General features: G+C 73.8%; 13 protein-coding genes. 9 read left to right on the forward strand and 4 right to left on the reverse strand.

Annotated features, from left to right (window positions below; genetic code table 11):
* Nucleotides 1-535 precede the first annotated feature (535 nt).
* The 8 genes from AB0C76_RS10155 (at nt 536) to AB0C76_RS10190 (ending at nt 12,814) form a co-directional block, all read left to right on the forward strand.
* Nucleotides 536-1,441: an HEXXH motif-containing putative peptide modification protein gene (locus AB0C76_RS10155; protein ID WP_359962473.1), complete on the forward strand. Its 906-nt coding sequence runs from the start codon at nt 536-538 to the stop codon at nt 1,439-1,441.
* A gap of 240 nt (nt 1,442-1,681) precedes the next feature.
* Nucleotides 1,682-1,867, forward strand: coding sequence for an FxSxx-COOH cyclophane-containing RiPP peptide (fxsA, locus tag AB0C76_RS10160; RefSeq protein WP_359962476.1), 186 nt, complete (start codon nt 1,682-1,684; stop codon nt 1,865-1,867).
* A 34-nt stretch (nt 1,868-1,901) separates the two neighbouring features.
* Nucleotides 1,902-4,280, forward strand: coding sequence for an FxsB family cyclophane-forming radical SAM/SPASM peptide maturase (locus tag AB0C76_RS10165; protein ID WP_359962478.1), 2,379 nt, complete (start codon nt 1,902-1,904; stop codon nt 4,278-4,280).
* Nucleotides 4,281-4,378: 98 nt separating this feature from the next.
* Nucleotides 4,379-5,146 carry an AAC(3) family N-acetyltransferase gene (locus tag AB0C76_RS10170; RefSeq protein WP_359962481.1) on the forward strand — a complete coding sequence of 256 codons (768 nt, stop codon included), beginning with the start codon at nt 4,379-4,381 and terminating at the stop codon, nt 5,144-5,146.
* Nucleotides 5,147-5,541: 395 nt separating this feature from the next.
* Nucleotides 5,542-6,300 (forward strand): hypothetical protein, encoded by a 759-nt coding sequence (locus tag AB0C76_RS10175; protein WP_359962484.1) that lies wholly within the window; start codon nt 5,542-5,544, stop codon nt 6,298-6,300.
* 137 nt (nt 6,301-6,437) lie between these two features.
* A complete protein-coding gene (locus tag AB0C76_RS10180; RefSeq protein ID WP_359962486.1) occupies nt 6,438-7,793 on the forward strand; it encodes a TIR-like protein FxsC in 1,356 nt (451 codons plus the stop codon).
* 149 nt (nt 7,794-7,942) lie between these two features.
* Nucleotides 7,943-11,797: an FxSxx-COOH system tetratricopeptide repeat protein gene (gene fxsT / locus AB0C76_RS10185; RefSeq protein WP_359962800.1), complete on the forward strand. Its 3,855-nt coding sequence runs from the start codon at nt 7,943-7,945 to the stop codon at nt 11,795-11,797.
* Between the two features lie 54 nt (nt 11,798-11,851).
* Complete coding sequence (locus AB0C76_RS10190) at nt 11,852-12,814, forward strand: D-glycerate dehydrogenase (protein ID WP_359962489.1); 963 nt, start codon at nt 11,852-11,854, stop codon at nt 12,812-12,814.
* Between the two features lie 13 nt (nt 12,815-12,827).
* Here the strand turns inward: AB0C76_RS10190 and AB0C76_RS10195 are convergent, their stop codons facing one another.
* From AB0C76_RS10195 to AB0C76_RS10205, 3 genes are all read right to left on the reverse strand, one after another.
* A complete protein-coding gene (locus AB0C76_RS10195) occupies nt 12,828-13,682 on the reverse strand; it encodes an alpha/beta hydrolase (protein ID WP_359962802.1) in 855 nt (284 codons plus the stop codon).
* A 44-nt stretch (nt 13,683-13,726) separates the two neighbouring features.
* A complete protein-coding gene (locus AB0C76_RS10200) occupies nt 13,727-14,671 on the reverse strand; it encodes a DUF4231 domain-containing protein (protein WP_359962491.1) in 945 nt (314 codons plus the stop codon).
* Nucleotides 14,672-14,817: 146 nt separating this feature from the next.
* Entirely contained in the window at nt 14,818-15,582 is a 765-nt protein-coding gene (locus AB0C76_RS10205; RefSeq protein WP_359962494.1) for a sugar isomerase domain-containing protein, read from the reverse strand.
* A gap of 222 nt (nt 15,583-15,804) precedes the next feature.
* Here AB0C76_RS10205 and AB0C76_RS10210 point away from each other — a divergent pair, with 222 nt between their 5' ends.
* Nucleotides 15,805-16,497, forward strand: coding sequence for a metal-dependent transcriptional regulator (locus tag AB0C76_RS10210; protein WP_359962497.1), 693 nt, complete (start codon nt 15,805-15,807; stop codon nt 16,495-16,497).
* A 515-nt stretch (nt 16,498-17,012) separates the two neighbouring features.
* Here AB0C76_RS10210 and AB0C76_RS10215 read toward each other — a convergent pair.
* Entirely contained in the window at nt 17,013-17,711 is a 699-nt protein-coding gene (locus AB0C76_RS10215; protein ID WP_359962805.1) for a bifunctional DNA primase/polymerase, read from the reverse strand.
* Between the last annotated feature and the right edge of the window lies 1 nt (nt 17,712).

Raw genomic sequence — 17,712 nt, forward strand, 5'->3', positions numbered from 1 at the left:
GGTGTGGTCGTGGGCTTTCGGGTGGGTGGGGTTCGCCGGGGGTGGCTGCGGGGGTGGCCGCTCCGGGGGCTGGGTGATTTTCCGACTGCCGACTCCGTGGGTGGGGGGCTTGGACCGTTGGCAGTCTGAAAATCACCCGTCACGCCCCTCTCCGCGGCCACCCCCTCCCGCAGCGCACCCTCTCGCTGTGTGTGTGGCGGGGGAGGGGGTGGCCGGGGTGGGTGCGGGGGTGACGGGGGTGTGGGGAGGGGTGGTTGGGGTGGGGGGTGTTGGTTTCGGGGCGGGGTCCGCCGTTTGGGTTGTGTGCGGCTGTTGGCGGCGTTTCCCGCCTGCCAGGGGGTGAGACTGCGGCCGGGTGGTATCGGACTGGGAGGACGGAACGGTGACGGGTGCGGGTGAGGCTGTGGCGGTCGGGGTGCCGGGCGCGCGTGGGGCGGACGGGTTGCCCCGGCACGGGGTGGACCGGGCCACGTTCCGGGCGATCGCGGGTGGGCGGGGTGGGGCGCAGGCGGTTCGGTTGTTGCGTGCGGGGCAGTTGAGCAAGCGGGCTCTGCTGCTGGTGGCGCTGCGCCGGGCGGCTCCGGAGGGCGACGGGTACCACGCGGCGTACGCCGAGGTGCGCGCGCTGCAGCGGGCGGACCGGATGCGGTGGGAAGAGGTGCTGCTGCGGCCGGAGTTGGATGCCTGGGCGGCCGACTGTCTGCGCGGCCTGGTGGCCGGTGAGGACGTACCGCTGGGCGGGCTGGGCGAGTTCGTGCGGTCCGGTGCGGGCCGTCCGCTCGCGCTGGAGTGCGACGGGCTGCGCTGGGCTCCGGTGGTCGACCACGCCGGGCCACGCCGGGTGGATTACGGGCGGCCGCCGGCCGGGCCGCTGACGCCGTCCGAACTGGACGAGTGGGAGCGGCGGTTGGCGCAGGCCTGGCAGGTCCTGGTGCGACGGCACCCGTGGCACGCGGAAGCGGTCGCGGCCTGCGTCACCACGATCGTCCCGCTCCGGCCGGCTCCTGGCGGGGAGGCGGTGAGCGCCGCCGCCCGGCGCGCGTACGGCGCGGTGGCGGCTTCGCTGCCGGACGACCCGGTGCTGCTGGCGCTGGCCCTGGTGCACGAGTTCCTGCACGTCCAACTCGGTGCGTTGCTCGACCTCGTGCCGCTCCACCGGCCCAACGGAGCCGCCGTCTACCACGCACCCTGGCGGTCCGACCTGCGCCCGGTCGGCGCGCTGCTGCAGGGGACGTACGCGCACCTGGGGGTGGCCGCCTTCTGGCGGACCGAGGCCGCCTCGGGGCCCGACCGGGAGCGTGCGGAGCGGGAGTGCGAGCGCTGGCGGACGCACACCCTCTCAGCGGGTGAGACGCTTTTGGCGAGCGGAGAACTCACCGACTACGGTCGGGAGTTCACGGAGGAAGTGGTGCGGTCCGTCCGCGAACCGGGCGGGGGATGACCGGTCGGTTCGAACGACAGCTCGAAGAGTCCCGCCTCGGCGCGCGCCACGGCGAAGTGCGCGACCGCCGAACGGGTGAATTCTCGGGGGCCCACGCGCCGCCGCACGGCGTTCGGACCGTTGCGGAGACCAACTCGAAACCGCAAGGTGCCGCGCTGGTGCCTCGTGGGCACTACATTGGTCGCAACCGGGTGGCTTACCCACCCTCGGCAGGTCGTAACCGCGCCTAAGGAAACGAATATGACACCGGTAACCAGCATCAGGCCGGCCGGCAACCTGACTGACCCTCAGGAGACGCCGGAGCGCCCCTCCCTCGCCGATCTGGCCGCGCTGGGCGCGGAAGAGCTCGCCGAGAGCCTGCGGCGCGCACTCCCCGGCGCGGAATCCGGCCTCGTGCCGGTCGCGGCCTTCAACTCCTCGATCTGACCGGCGGGCCGAGACCGACCCTTCGAGTCAGACCGTGACGACGCGAATTCCCCTGACGCAATTCGTGGTCAAGATGCACAGCCGGTGCGATCTCGCCTGCGACCACTGCTACGTCTACGAGCACGCCGACAGCAGCTGGCGCACCCGGCCGAAAACCGTCGGTGACGAGATCCTGGCCAAGGCCGCCGAACGCATCGGCGAGCACGCGGCCGCCCACCGGCTGCCCGCCGTCCGGGTCGTCCTGCACGGGGGAGAACCCCTGCTCGCCGGCCCGGACCGGCTGCGCCGCGCCGCCGAGGCGCTCCGGGCGGCGCTCCCGCCCGGCTGTGCCCTCGACCTGCGCATCCACACGAACGGCGTGCTGCTGAGCCGCGCCTTCTGCGAGCTGTTCGCCGAACTGGGCGTCCGCGTCGGCATCTCGCTCGACGGGGACCGCGCGGCCAACGACCGCCACCGGCGCTTCGCCGACGGGCGCAGCAGCCACCCGCAGGTCCTGCGGGCCGTCGCGCTGCTGCGCGAGCCCGCGTACCGGCACCTGTTCGCCGGACTGCTGTGCACGATCGACGTCGAGAACGATCCGGTCGCGGTCTACCGGGCCCTGGTCGAACTCCAGCCCCCCGCCGTCGACTTCCTGCTCCCGCACGCCACCTGGGACGATCCGCCGAAACGTCCCTCCTCGCTCGGGCCGACCCCGTACGCCGACTGGCTGCTCGCCGTCCACGAGCTGTGGGAGGCGGATCGGCGGCCCTTCGCCGTGCGGACGTTCGAGTCCGTCCACCGGACGCGGCGCGGCTTCTCCAGCCTCACCGAGTCGCTCGGCCTGGAGCCCTCCGACCTCGCGGTACTGGAGACGGACGGGACCTTCGAGCAGGCCGACAGCCTGAAGACCGCGTACGACGGCGCCCCCGCCACCGGGCTGAACGTCTTCGAGCACAGCCTCGACGACCTCGCCGGGCACCCCGGCATCGCCGCCCGCCAGTCCGGTCTCGCCGGCCTCTCCGGCACCTGCCGCGCCTGCCCCGTCGTCCGGAGCTGCGGAGGCGGTCTGTACGCCCACCGCTATCGGAGCGACGATGGGGGAGGCGGCTTCGACAACCCCTCCGTCTACTGCGGGGACCTCATGGCGCTCATCAACGGCGTGGCGGCGTACGGCGGTGCGGTGACCCTCCCTGCCCAGAGCGCCGCGCCGGTCGTTCCGGCCGCGCTCGCCGACCACCAGCTCGACGAACTCGCCCGGGGCTACGGGAGCGCGGACACCGTCCATGCCCTCGGCCGTTCCCAACTCGCCCTCACCCGGGCGATGCTGGCCGCCGCCTGGGACGCCTCCGGACAGGGGCGGGCCGAGGCGTGGTCACTGCTGGCCGCGCTGGACGTCGCCGCCCCCGCCGCCGTCGACGCCGTCCTCGTCCACCCGTACGCACGCGCCTGGGCCGCCCGGCGGCTCGCCGGGGACCTCGGCACCGGGCTCGGGCCGCTGGCCGCGCTCGCCGCGGCAGCCGCGGTGCGGGCCGCCCGGGGCGACGCGGTGGCCGTGCCGGTGCGCGGCGGGTGGCTGCACCTGCCGACGCTGGGGCGCCTCGCCCTCCCGGACGGGGAGGCCGTCGTGACGGGCACGGCGGACGGCTTCACCGTGCGCGCCTCCGACGGGACCGTCCGCACCCTGCTGGACGAGCCGCTGCGGCGCGTCCGACTGGCGGGCGGGTGGACGATCGCGCTGGAGGACGTCGACCCGCTGCGCGACAGCCACGCCCACGCGGTGTCGGCCCGGCTGTCGGGCGGCGAACTCCTCGACTGGACGGGTGCGTTGCGCGAGGCCTGGGAGCTGCTCGGGCGGGACCTGCCCGGGTACGCGGAGGGCATCCGGGCCGGCCTCACGACGGTGACCCCGTTGCGGCCGGGCCCCGTGGGCCGGGACGTCAGCTCGGCGGCCCGGCAGGCCTTCGGCGCGGTGGGCATCGCCCGCCCGGCGACGGCGCCGACGCTCGCCCTCCTGCTGGCCCACGAGTTCCAGCACGTGAAGTTGGGCGCGGTGCTCGACCTCACGGACCTGTACGACCGAGGCGACGACACGCTGTACTTCGCGCCCTGGCGGCCCGACCCCCGGCCGCTGGAGGGCCTGCTCCAGGGAACGTACGCCCACCTGGCGGTCACGGAGTACTGGGGCACCCGCACGCTCGCCTACGACGGGCTGCCGGGCGAGGCCGCGGACCGGGCCCGGCGCGAGTTCGCGCTGTGGCGGCGGTACACCGCGGAAGCCGTCGAGCGGCTGGCCGGTTCGGGCGCGCTGACCGCGCTCGGATCGCGCTTCGCCGACGGCATGCGTGCCACCGTGGCCCCCTGGCTGGCCGTACCGCTGCCCGCGGCGGCCGAACGGGCGGCCGATCGGGCCCGGCGGGAACGCGCCGCGGTCTGACCACCATCCACCTGCCCCGGGGCACCCTCACCCGGGGCCCACGACCCCGGGGTGCCGTCATCCTCACCGAATCCCGCGCGGGCAGTACCGCCCCCGCCGTGCTCGCCCGTGAGTTCACCGCACTCGGCGTCCGCCCGGGCATGGTGCTCCATGCCCAGGCGTCCCTGCGCGCGCTCGGCCCGGTGCCGGGCGGCGCGACGACAGTGGTCGAGGCCCTGCTCGAAGCGCTGGGGGGCGAGGGGGGCGGAGGCACCCTCGTCGCCTACACGGCGACCCCGGAGAACTCGGCCACCTCGCGCATCCATCGCGCCGAGACCGCCGGCCTCTCCCCGGAGGGCGTGGACGACTACCTCTCCCGGATGCCGCGGTTCGACCCGGCGACCACCCCGTCGTCCCCCACGATGGGCGCCCTCTCGGAGGCGATCCGCACGCATCCGGGCGCACTGCGCAGCGCGCACCCGCAGACGTCGTGGGCAGCCGTCGGCCCGCATGCCCGGGCGATCACTTCGAGTCACCCGCTGAACTGCCACCTCGGCCGCGAATCCCCGCTCGGCCGCCTCTACGACCTCGACGCCCGGGTCCTGACCATCGGCGTACCGATCGCCCGCTTCACCGGCTTCCACCTCGCCGACCTGCGGATGCCCGATGTTCCGCAGCGCGAGTACCGCTGTGTCGGTGCGGAGGGCTGGACGACGTTCAAGGCCCCGGACCTCGACGACCTCCACTTCGCCACCCTGGGCGCCCAGGTGCTCGCGGCGGCCACCACCGTCGCCACCCGTCCCATCGGCAGTGCCACCTGCCGCCTGATCCCCCTGCGCGAAGCCGTCGACCTGGCCGAACACTTCCTCCGCCTCGCCCGCTCCTGACGTCCCGCGCCCGAAGGGCCCGCCGGCGACGTCACGGACCCCGCGTCACTTTCCCAGACCTGAAGTCTCAGTGAACCGCGCACCGGACGGGTGGTCAGTGACATCCGCAACCGGGGCAGGTGGTGCCTCCTGTCCGGGCTCCGCAGGGCACTCGCATCGCGAACCGGCTCACGACCTACCCACGGGTGCGCCCCTCCACTCACCGTCTCCCGCGAGGCGTTGCGCGACGCGATGGCGTGCGCCGGGTACGGGCCATCCGTGATCGCGGACGCCGGTCGAGCTGGTACCGGCGCCACCGGGGATAGGTGTCGTCCATCGCACACGGCCCGTCCGGCCGCCCGGGCGGGCTCGGCGCATAGGATCCGGACAGGTGTTCGTCGTGTGAAGGGTTGATCGTGATCTTCAAGCGGGCCGCTGCCGTGGCCGGGATCCTCGCGACCCTGACCGGTCTCGCCGGGTGCGGGGACGGCGGGAAGACGGGCGGCGCTGCCCAACCGAGTGCTTCCGCCACCACCGAGCGGCTGGAGTCGGCGACCGGGGGGACGATCCTGGCGGAGGGGCACAAGGTGTTCTCGAAGGCGGCCTCGGTCAAGATCACCGGGAGCGAGGTCGAGTCGGGGGACAAGACGGCATTCGTCCTGTCGGTGGCCGATAACGGGGACTGTGCCGGGACGTTCGACTTCGGAGACTCGGGCAGGCTCGACGTGCTGATCAGCCACGGGCAGACGCTGTTCAAGGAGGACGACCGGCTGCTTGCCAAGGCCGGCGGGGACAAGGCCGTCGGGGCGGGCAGGGGGCGGTGGCTGCGCGTGAAGCCGGGGGACGCGCAGGAGAAGGTGACGTCGTTCTGCGACCTCAAGAGCACTCCCGTCTTCGGGAACGGCGACTGGTACGAGAACGTCCTCTCCGAGGGCACCACCACCGTGAACGGGCAGAAGGTGGTGTCCATCCTGTCGATCAGCCAGGCCAACGGCACCTTCGACGGTTACGTCGCCACCGACGGCCCGGCGCACCCCGTCCGGATCGAGACGTCGCGGATCGACGGGAACACGGACGGCTTGACCATGGACTTCTCGGACTACGACGCCCCCGTCACCGTCAGCCTCCCGTCCGCCGATCAGATCATCGATCTGGACTCCCTCAAGCAGAGCTGACCAGCACGTCGTTTCGGTCATGTCAATTCGTGCGAGTCGTTGTGCTATTCCATTGGGGCGTCAGTCGTTCCTACACTGAAGCCCCGCGCACGGGGGCTGCGGGGAACAGGTTGCCGGCGGGCCCGGGGGAGGCGCGTGTGAACGACCGGGGCTGGGACGAGGACGACGCCCGCCCGTACTTCTTCCTCTCCTACGCCCACACCCCGAGGTCGGGCGCGCGCGGTGCCGGGGACCCGAACCACTGGGTCCGCCAGCTGTACCGGGACCTGTGCGAGGCGGTGCTCCAACTGACCACCGTGCCCGCCGGGGTGCCGGTCGGGTTCATGGATGAGTCCATGCACCAGGGCGAGTTGTGGGCGGAGCGGCTGTCGGAGGAACTGGCGAACTGCCGCGTGTTCGTGCCCCTTTACTCGCCGCGGTACTTCAACAGCCTTCCGTGCGGCCAGGAGTGGCACGCCTTCACCCGGCGGCCGGTCTATCCGGCGAACCTGGACTCCGAGCGCACCAGCGGGATCGTGCCGGTCCTGTGGGCACCGATGAGCCGCTACAAACTGCCCAAGGTGGCCAGCGACCTCCAGTTCAACCACACGAGCTTCGGGCCGGACTACGCCACCGAGGGCCTGTACGCGCTGATGAAGCTCACCTACTTCCGCTCCGCCTACGAGCTGGCCGTGCACCGGCTGGCCGCGCGGATCGTGCAGGTCGCCGAGGAGACGGTGATACCGGTCGGGCGGCGGCTGGACTTCAACGCCCTGCCCAGCGCGTTCAACGTCACCGCGCCCACCAAGCAGCTCCGGATCTCCGTCCTCTCCTACCACCAGGGCGAGTTGCCCGAGGACCGCAGCCCCGACTACTACGGCGCCAAGCGCACCGACTGGCACCCCTACCGCCCCTCCGGCTCCCCGATCGCCCAGCACGCGGTGCGTCTCGCGCGGCAGTTGGGCTTCCAGCCGACCGTGCACGAGTTCGACGACGAGGCCGAGGCGATCATCGCCGGCGAGGCCGCCGCGCCCGGCCTGGTCCTGCTGGACCGCTGGGCGCTGTGCGACGAGCGCCGCCGCGAGCTGGTCCGGCGCTTCGACCGCTCGGACGCCACCTGGGTGAGCGTCCTGGAGCCGTGGAACATGGACGACCCGGAATGCCAGGAACGCGAGGGCGAGCTGGGCGAGCTGAGCGACCGCACGCTGCGGATCACCCGCCGGGCCAGCCGCCCGAGCTTCCTCGGTGCGACCGGAACCCCCGGGCTCACCAGCCTCGACGACTTCGACGACGCGCTGCCCCGGGCCGCGATGAAGGCCAAGTACGCCTTCGAGAGCCGCACCCGGGCCGAGCCGGACGACCCCCCGGCGCCGCGGCCCAACCTGCGGGACGCGTTCCGGCGCGAACCCGACCCCTTCGGACCTGGCCCCACCGACCGCGACGACCACCCAGACCGCGACGACACCGACGACGACCCCGGCTACGGGACGGCGCCCGTGGGAGGACCCAGATGAGTGACAACACCACCAGGAACCTCCGCCTCGGGGGGCTCACCGCCGCCGACCTGGCCGCGCAGCGCGAGGCCCGCGGACGCGCGGAGGAGCAGGACCGCGGCGGGCGGATCATCACGTTCTACTCGTACAAGGGCGGCACCGGCCGCACCATGGCGCTCGCCAACACGGCCTGGATCCTGGCCGCCAACGGCTACCGCGTGCTCACCGTCGACTGGGACCTGGAGGCGCCCGGCCTGGCCAAGTTCTTCCACCCCTTCCTCGACCCGGCCTCCCTCGCCGGCACCACCGGCATGATGGACCTGATCGCCGAGTACCGGGAGGAGGCGCTGCGCCCGGTCGAGCACGCCGAGGGCTGGCACCTCGACTTCGCCCGCGTCCACCCGCACGCCCTGTCGCTGTCCTGGCCGCTGTTCCCGCGCGGCGGCAGCCTCGACTTCCTCTCCGCCGGCCAGTTCAACCGGGACTACTCGGAGGCCGTCACCCACCTGGACTGGGACATCTTCTACGACCGGTTCGACGGTGGACAGTTCTTCGACGCCCTCAAGGCCGACATGGCCAAGCGCTACGACTACGTGCTGATCGACTCCCGCACCGGCCTGTCCGACATCGCCGAGATCTGCACCGTGCAGATGCCCGACGACCTCGTCGTCTGCTTCACCCTCAGCGACCAGTCGATCGACGGCGCCTCCCGGATCGCCCAGCACATCCACGACCGCTACCGCGAGCGCGGCATCCGCATCCTGCCCGTCCCGATGCGCATCGACGAGGGCGAGAAGGAGAAGGCGGACGCCGGCCGCGCCCTCGCCCGGGTGCGCTTCGACGGGCTGCCGGCCGGCCTGGGCGGCGAGGAACTCGCCCAGTACTGGGGCTCGGTGGAGATCCCGTACCGGCCGTTCTACGCCTACGAGGAGATCCTCGCGACCTTCGGCGACCAGCCCGGCACGCCCACCTCGATGCTCGCCGCGTGCGAGCGGCTGACCTCCGTCATCACCGAGGGCAGGGTCACCAACCTGCCGGCCGTGGACGAGGAGGTGCGGCTGCGCTACGTCGACGCGTTCACCCGCCGCCGCCCCTCCGTGCCCGCCGACCTCTACCTGTCGTACGTGCCCGAGGACCGGATGTGGGCGGACTGGATCGAGTCCGTCCTCACCCGGGCCGGCTTCCGGGTGCTGCCGCGGGACCTCAGCGCCGGCACCGACCCGCGCGAGGAGACCGAGCGCGGCATCGACGCCGCTTACCGGACGGTCGCCGTGCTCTCGCCCGCCTACCAGCGCTCCCCGCAGGCCCGGGCGCTGTGGGAGTCCGTGGTCAGCTCCGACCCGTCCGGGACGCGCCGCCAGCTCGTGCCCGTCCGGGTCGGCGACGTCCGGCTCACCGCGCCGTTCAGCAACCGCAACCCGGTCGACCTGGTCGGCCGCGACGAGGCGCAGTCCGTCCAGACGCTGCTGCGCGCGCTCGGCCGCGGCGAGGTCGTCCTGCCGGAGAGCAACGGCGGGGGGCCGCGCTTCCCCGGCAGCAAGCCCGCCGTGTGGGACGTCCCGCCGCGCAACCCGTCCTTCACCGGCCGTGCCGCCGTCCTGGAGCAGCTGCGCAACCAGCTGCGCGGCGGCATGGCGGCGGTCCTGCCGACCCCGCAGACGCTGTACGGGCTCGGCGGCGTCGGCAAGACCCAGGTCGCCCTGGAGTACGCGCACCGGTTCATGTCCGACTACGACCTGGTGTGGTGGATCGACGCCGAGCAGACCGAGCTCGTCGCCCCCGCCCTCGCCGACCTCGCCCGGCGCCTGGGCCTGCGCGTCGGCGACTCCGTCACCGAGGCCGCCGAGGCCGCCCGCGAGGCGCTGCGGCGCGGCGTGCCCACCCCGCGCTGGCTGCTGATCTTCGACAACGCCGACGAGCCGTCCGAGATCCGCCGCTTCTTCCCCGGCGGCTCCGGTCACATCCTGGTCACCTCCCGCAACCAGGCCTGGACCGGGCACGCCGAGGCCCTGGAGGTCGACGTCTTCACCCGCGGCGAAAGCGTCGAGCACCTGTGCCGGCGCGCCCGCGGCCTGTCCAGGGCGGACGCCGACCGGGTCGCCGAGGCCGTCGGTGACCTGCCGCTCGCCGTCGAGGTCGCCGCCGCGTGGCTGGACACCACCGGCACCCCGGTCGAGGCGTACGTCGCCCAGCTGCACGCCGAGGCCGCCCGCGCGCTGGCCGTCGCCCGGCCCGCCGACTATCCGACCCCGGTCGGCGCCACCTGGAACGTCTCCATCGGCCGGCTGCGCCAGCAGTCCCCGGCCGCCGTGCGGCTGCTCCAGCTGTGCGCGTTCTTCGCGCCCGAGCCGATCTCGATGAACCTCTTCTACAGCGACCAGATGATCCGGGCGCTGGTGAAGTACGACGCCGACCTCAGCGACAAGTTCATGCTGGGCAAGGTCATCCAGGCCATCGGCCGCTACGCGCTCGCCAAGGTCGACGCCGGCAGCAACAGCTTCCAGGTGCACCGGCTCGTCCAGGCGGTGATCCGGGCCGAGATGACCGACGATGAGCAGGAGGTCGCCGTCCACGAGGTGCACCGCATCCTCACCGGCGCCCGGCCCGTCCTCGGCGACACCGACGACCCCGCCAACTGGCCCGCCTTCGACGAGATCTGGCCGCACCTGTCGCCCTCCAAGGCGCACAACTGCGACGAGGCCGACACCCGCCAGCTGCTCATCGACCGCGTCCGCTACCTGTGGAAGCGCGGCGAGCTCGACCGCGCCCGCGACCTCGGCCACGCCCTGGACACCGAGTGGACCCGCAAGCTCGGCGAGGGCGACCGGCAGACCCTCCTCCTGCGCTTCCAGCTCGCCAACGTCCTGCGCTCCCAGGGCAACTACGCCGAGGCCCTGGCCCTGGACGAGGACACCCTGGAGCGCCAGCGCGGCCTGCTCGGCGAGCACCACGCGTACACCCTGATGACGGCCGGTTCGCTCGGCGCCGACCGCCGGGCCCTCGGCCGGTTCCAGGCCGCCCTCGAACTCGACCGCGAGATCCTCTCGCAGTTCCGCGAGCTGTTCGGCGACGACCACCCGCGCACCCTCGCCATGGCCAACAACCTGGCGATCGACTACCGGCTCGTCGGCGAGAGCGAACTCGCCCGCGAGCTCGACCAGGAGACCCTCGACCGGCGCACCGCCGTCCTGGGCCCCAAGCACCCCTACACCCTCTCCACCAAGTCCAACCTCGCCCGCGACCTGCGCGAGCTCGGCGACTACCAGGGCTCGGTGGAGCTCCTCCAGGAGGTCACCGCCGACCTCGGCGACGTCCTCGACCCCGACCTGCCGGAGAACCTGCGCAACGCCAAGTCGCTGGCCGTCTCGCTGCGCCGGATCGGCCAGCTGGCCGAGGCCCGCCGGATCACCAAGGAGACCTACGAGCGCTACCTGGAGCGCTACGGCGCCGACGCGCCCGACGCGCTCGCCTGCGCGCTCAACCTGGCCGCCGACCACAGTGCCTCCGGCGACAAGGAGACCGCCCGGGACCTGTGCGCGACCGTGTTCGAGGGACACCGGCGGCTGTTCGGCGACGAGCACCCGTTCACCCTGGCCTGCGCCAACAACCTCGGCATCTACCTGCGCGGCAGCGGCGACGTCCCGGGCGCCATCGAGCGCGGCCGGGCCACTGTCGACGGGCTCACCCGCTCCGTCGGGCCGGACCACCCGTACACCCTCAACGCGATGATCAACCTGGCCAACGCGTACGGCGACGACGGGCAGATCCAGCGCGCCGAGGAGCTGGGCCGCGCCGCCTACGAGGGCCTGTGCGCCCGCTACTCCCCCCGGCACCCGGACGCCGTCGCCTGCGAGGCCAACCTGGCGATCACCCTGCGGGCGGCCGCACGGCACGGCCAGGCGGCGGAACTGCGGGCCCGCTCGATCGCCGAGCTGATCCGGCAGTTCGGCGAGGAGCACCCCAACACGGTGGCGGCCCGCGGCTGGAAGCGGATCAACCGCGACCTGGAGCCGCAGCCGGTGTGACGCGTCCGGACACGTTCGGAGGGACGTTCAGGGGGCGGGGTACGCTCCGGAGCCATGACTACCCCGCCCCCGGTCCTGGTCACCCGCCGCCTCGCGCCCGGGGTGATCGAGCGGCTCACCGCGCACCACGCCGCCACCTGCCACGACTCCGACCGGTCGATGCCCCGGCCGGAGCTGCTGGCCGCCCTGCCCGGCCGCCGGGCCGTCCTCACCACCCTGGACGACCGGGTGGACGCCGAGTTCCTCGACGCCGCCGGGCCGCAGCTGCGGATCGTCGCCAACCACGCCGTCGGCTACCACAACGTCGACGTGGCGGCCTGTGCCGAACGGGGGGTGCTCGTCACCAACACCCCCGGCGTGCTCACCACCGCCACCGCCGACATGGCCTGGGCGCTGCTGCTCGCCGCCACCCGCCGGCTCGGCGAGGGCGAACGGCTCCTGCGCTCCGGCCGGCCGTGGGTGTGGGCGCCGAACTTCCTGCTCGGCATGGAGCTGTCCGGCACCCCGCTCGGCATCCTCGGCATGGGCCGGATCGGGCAGGCCGTCGCCCGGCGGGCGCGCGGCTTCGACATGCCCGTGAGCTACCACAACCGGAGCCAACTGCCGCCGGAGCTGGCCGAGGGCGCGGAGTGGAAGCCGCTGGACGAGCTGCTCGCGACGTCCACGGTGCTGGTCGTCACCTGCCCGCTCGGCGCGTCCACCCGGCACCTGCTGGACGCCCGGCGGCTGGCGCGACTGCCGCGCGGGGCCGTCGTGGTGAGCATGACGGCGGGTGTGGTCGACGAGGAGGCGCTCGCGGCCGCCCTGGAGTCCGGCGCGCTGTTCGCCGCGGCCGTCGACAACTTCGAGCACGAGCCCGCGGTGCCGTCCGCCCTGCTGGCCCAGGAGCGCGCGGTGCTGGCCCCGCACCTCGGCAGCGCCACCGTGGCGACCCGTCAGGCGATGGGCGGGCTGGCCGTCGACAACGTCCTGGCGGTGCTGGCCGGGGGCGGGCCGCTGACGCCGGTGAAGGCCTGACGTCCGTGGAGCGCTAACCCGCCGCCCAGGCCAGGGCGGTGGTCAGCACCCGGAAGGCGCCGAAGTGCGCGGCGCCGGGCTCCAGGAAGAGCTCGGCGCCCGGGATGTGGTCGGCCAGCCACCGGGAGTGCTCGACCGGTGAGAACTGGTCGTCCGCGCCGTGCCACAGCCAGGTCGGCACCGCGATGTCCTCGCACTTGAAGCCCCACTCGGCGGTGAACGCCAGCACGTCGTCGATCCAGCCGTCCGCGCCGTGCCGGAACGCCTCCCGGTAGTTGCTCTGCAGCATCCGCCGCAGCCCGCTGTCGGCCACCACCATCCGGTCGGCGGGCGACAGTTCGGGCCGCAGGCCCTTCAGCAGCCGGACCGGGTCGTCCTTGATCTGGCGGGAGCGGAACTCCATCGTGTCCGCGATCCGGTCGTGGCCGCGCTCCGCCTCCCGGTAGGCGCGGACGTTGGACGGGGTCATCCCCGCGTACCAGTCCAGTCCGGTCGCGTTGCGCGGCGCGAGCCCCACCAGCACGGCCACCCGGCTCACCCGATCCGGCAGCAGCGCCGCGCAGGCCAGCGCGTGCGGGCCGCCGCCGGAGCGGCCCAGCACCGCGAAGCCCTCCAGGCCGAGGTCGTCCGCGATGATCCGCACGTCCGCCGCCGCCGCGCTCACCCGCCGCCCGACCTGCCGGGTCGAATCGCCGTACCCGGGCCGGTCGTAGGAGATCAGGCGCACCCCCAGCCGGTACAGCACGGTGCTGCGCGGGTGCGGGCCGACCCGGCTGCCCGGCATGCCGTGCAGCAGGAACACCGGACGGCCGCGCGGATCGCCCAGGGACTCCACGGCGAGTGCGCGTCCGCCCGGAGCCTTGACCATTCGTAACGCCACGCGCCTGCCTCCTGAGTGTCACCGGTTGGGGGTCACCGGTCGGTGGTGGTGCGGATCTCCCGGCGGGCCTGCCAGGTGGTGTGCTCCCGGGACACCGCGTCCTCGGCGTCCCTGGCCAGCCGGGCCCAGATCTCCTCGGCGTCCGCCGACTCCAGATCCAGCGCCGCCAGTTGGCGCCGGATCTGGTCCAGCTCGTCGGCCGCGAGGCCGTACGCCGCGGCCAGCGGACGGTACTGGCGCAGCTGCGCCCACGCGGCGACGGACGCGGCCACCGCCGAGACCGTGCCGAGCGCGTCGTAGGTGAACGCGCCGAGCGCCCGCAGCACCGCGAGCACCAGCCCGAGCGCGGGCAGCACGACGCCGAGCACTCCGGTCCAGAAGCCCGCCCGGGCGCAGTACCGGGACTTCGAGCGGTACCACGCGTGCTGCACCTCGATCCGCTCGCGCAGGTACACCTCGCGGCGGACGGCCAGCGGCTGCGCGCGCAGGTCGCGCATCGCGTCGGTGATCCCGGCGGGCTCGGTGAGCGGTTCCCCGCCCGGCTGCGACCCGACCGCCGGGCCGTCGCGGAAGGCGCCCAGCACCCGGCCGAGCTGGAAGCGGTACAGGCCCTCGGCGTCCGGCAGGGCGCGCGGCGGCGGCTGGTAGGCGTCGGCCCGGACGGCGAACTTCCAGGCGAGCGTCTTCACCGACTCCGCGGCGGCCCGGCCCTGGTACCAGAGGCCCTGCGGGTTCTGCCGGCCGATCACCACGGCGAACCCGATCGCGCCGAGGTAGGCGACGGCGGCCGGCCAGGCCCACGCCTCGCCGTCGGCCGAGCCGGTCGCGGCGGCGACGAGGAGCAGGAGCAGTTCCCACGCGGAGAGCACCACCGAGCGGTGCTGCCCGCGCAGCGAGGCGGAGTCGGCGGCCCAGAAGAGGTCGGGCAGGAGGTCCGGCTCCCGCACCCACCCGGTACGCCCCGCACCAGACGCCATGTTCGGCCCCCACCCGTCGCTCCGGTCGCACCCCTTCCCTGCCCCGGCGGGCTCCCCGGTACGCCTGCGGCCCGGCCGTCCGGCCCGCAATGGCCGGGAACCCCCGGTGGTTGTCCGGCGGGCGGCCCGGGGTCCAGGGGCACGGCTCAGTAGGTGTAGAAGATCCGCTCCGCGTTGTCGCTCATCTGCCGGACGTTCCACTCCGTCCCGCCCGGCACGTTGCCCGAGCGGAACAGCGGCGGCGCCTCCGCGGTGCCGGCCTCCGCCGCCTGCGCCAGGCGGCCCACCGCGGAGGCGACGACGGCCTGCATCAGGGCGCTGGTGACGATCGTCGAGACCGGGCCGAACGTCGTCCGGGCGCCCGGGTGGGTCAGTTCCCCGTCGCCGACCGCGATCTTGCTGTCCAGCACGACGTCGCAGTTGTCCTTCAGGTACGTCCCCGACGGGTGCGCCGAGGGCACCTCGCCCGGGTAGGCGAGCGAGGTGACGCCGATCACCTTCAGCCCGCGGCCGCGCGCGTACCGGGCCAGCTCGACCGGCATGACCTGGCGGCCGGACAGCGAGATCACGAAGAGCACGTCGCCCGCCGTCGCCGGAGTGAGGTCCAGGCTCGTCGTGGCCAGGCCGGACACCCGCTCCAGGGCGCTCGCCAGCGGCGCGGGCATCACCGTCACCCCGGCCATCCCGGGCACGTTCAGCAGGTTGACCGGCACCAGCCCGCCCGCCCGGTAGACCACGTCCTGCGCGGGCAGCGAGGAGTGCCCGGCACCGAAGGTGAAGACCCGGCGGCCCTGCGCGATTGCCTCGGCGAGCAGCGCGGCGGCGGCCTCGATCGGCTCGGCCTCCTCCTCGCGGACCCGCTGGAGATGGGCGATCGCGGCGTCGAAGTACCGGCCGACCAGGTCGTTCATCTGGTGCCTCCGCTCTCTGCCGGTGAGGGAGCCGGCCCGGGTGGGGCGGCCGGGGTGGTCCGGGCCGCCAGTGGAGAAAGCTACGGCGAGCACGGTGGTGCCTCGGCGGCACCGCTGTCAACAGGAACGAAAACCGGTGCCGGAAGCCGCCGGGCGGGCCCGGTCATCGGCCCGGTACGTCAGAATTGGCGGTGAGGACACCGAAGAACGGAGCCAGCGGCGATGTCTGGGCTGATCGACACCACTGAGATGTACCTTCGCACCATCCTGGAGCTGGAGGAGGAAGGCATCGTCCCGATGCGCGCCCGGATCGCCGAGCGACTGGAGCAGAGCGGCCCCACCGTCAGTCAGACGGTCGGCCGGATGGAGCGCGACGGGCTCCTCCAGGTCGCCGGGGACCGCCACCTGGAGCTCACCGAGGAGGGCCGCCGGCTCGCGGTGCGCGTCATGCGCAAGCACCGCATCGCCGAGTGCCTGCTGGTCGACGTGATCGGCCTGGAGTGGGAGCAGGTGCACGAGGAGGCGTGCCGCTGGGAGCACGTCATGAGCGAGACGGTCGAGCGCAAGGTGCTCGCCATGCTCGGCCACCCGACCCAGTCCCCGTACGGCAACCCGATCCCCGGCCTCGACGAGCTCGGCGACGCCAAGGCCGAGGGCGAGGGCTTCGACGCGGCGCTGGTCCAGCTCGACTCGGTCAAGACGGGCGAGGAGGGCGTCAGCGTGGTGGTCCGCCGGATCGGCGAGCCGATCCAGACCGACGAGGGCCTGATGCGCAGGCTGCGCCGGGCGGGCGTCCGGCCGGGCTCGACGGTCATGGTGAGCCCCGGCGTCGGCGGTGTCCTGGTGGGCACCGGGGAGAACGCCGCGGAGCTGGGCAAGGACATCGCCCAGCACGTGTTCGTCGCCAAGGCCTGAGCCGCCGCCGGGCCGCCGCCGGGCCGCCCGAGCCGTCGGCGGCGCACGACGGCGCACGCCAGGGCACATCGGCGGCACGAGGCCGCACACACGACGAAGAGGGCCCGCTGCTCCTCATGCAGCGGGCCCTTCCGTCCTCCCCTGTCCCCCTCTTCCCTCCCGTCCCCTCCGGTCCCTCCCGCTTCCCCTCCGCACCGCCCCGCCCGGCTTCCCCGTCCGAGCGTCCCTTCCGGCGTCCCCTCGCACCGAATTCCTCCCCTCGGTCGATCATGGCAATCCTTGAGCGCTGTCACTCGTACGAGGGGCTTCTCCGGTTGACCAGCGGGTAGACCGGGCCTTTATCCGCACATGCGTATGACGGGCCCTGCCTCCGGTGGGAGACAAGGCCCGTCACTCGCGCGCGTTGTGTCGCGCGGCGCACGCCCTCACCCGATAGGCGTAGGGCGGCTGTCCGGGAGAGGGTGAATCCGGCCCGGCCGAACGGCCCGGCGGACTTCCCTCCGGCGCACCACGGCTCAGTGCACCCCCGCCGGCTGGGCGTTCTGCGGGCGGGCCGAGGGGGCCTCGCGCCCGCACGCGTACGCCAGCGGGCTGATGAGCTCCGCCGCGTCCGGCAGCCAGCGGTTGAGCGCGGAGGGGGAGCGGGCCCACTGGGCGTACCCGGTGCTGCCGACCCGGGACGGCGGGGCGACCGTCCAGTCCCCCTCGCCGCGGGCGACCAGGTCGAGCCGGCCGGGCGGCCAGCCGAGCTTGCGGAGCATCTCCGGGAGCTTGGCCGCGACCCCGGGCAGCACCAGGAAGTGCAGCCGGCGCCCGATCCGGCCGGGGGAGGCGGGGACGGCCACGACCGGGCCGAGCTGGAGGTCCTGCCGCTCCATCCGGGCCAGCGCCAGGCAGCCGGCCACCTCCGGGACGTCCAGGACGTCGAAGGAGCGGCCGGTGGGCAGCAGGATGGAGGCCTGCGGCCGTTCGGTCCACCAGCGCCGCACCGCCCCGGGGCCGGCGCTCGCCTTGCGGGCCCAGTCCGCGTCCAGCGGATGGGCGCCGGGCAGCGGGCAGCGCGGGTCGCCGCAGGAGCAGCGGGCGGGCCCGTCGCCGTCGATCAGCCAGGCGCCCGGGGCGACCTCCCAGTGGCGGTTCTCGGCGTAGCTGACGGCTTCGATGAGCAGCGGGGGCAGTCCGGTGTTCTTGCCCTGGTCGGGGGAGTCGGGGATG

The sequence above is a fragment of the Kitasatospora sp. NPDC048722 genome, from assembly GCF_040650235.1.
GTDB lineage: Bacteria > Actinomycetota > Actinomycetes > Streptomycetales > Streptomycetaceae > Kitasatospora.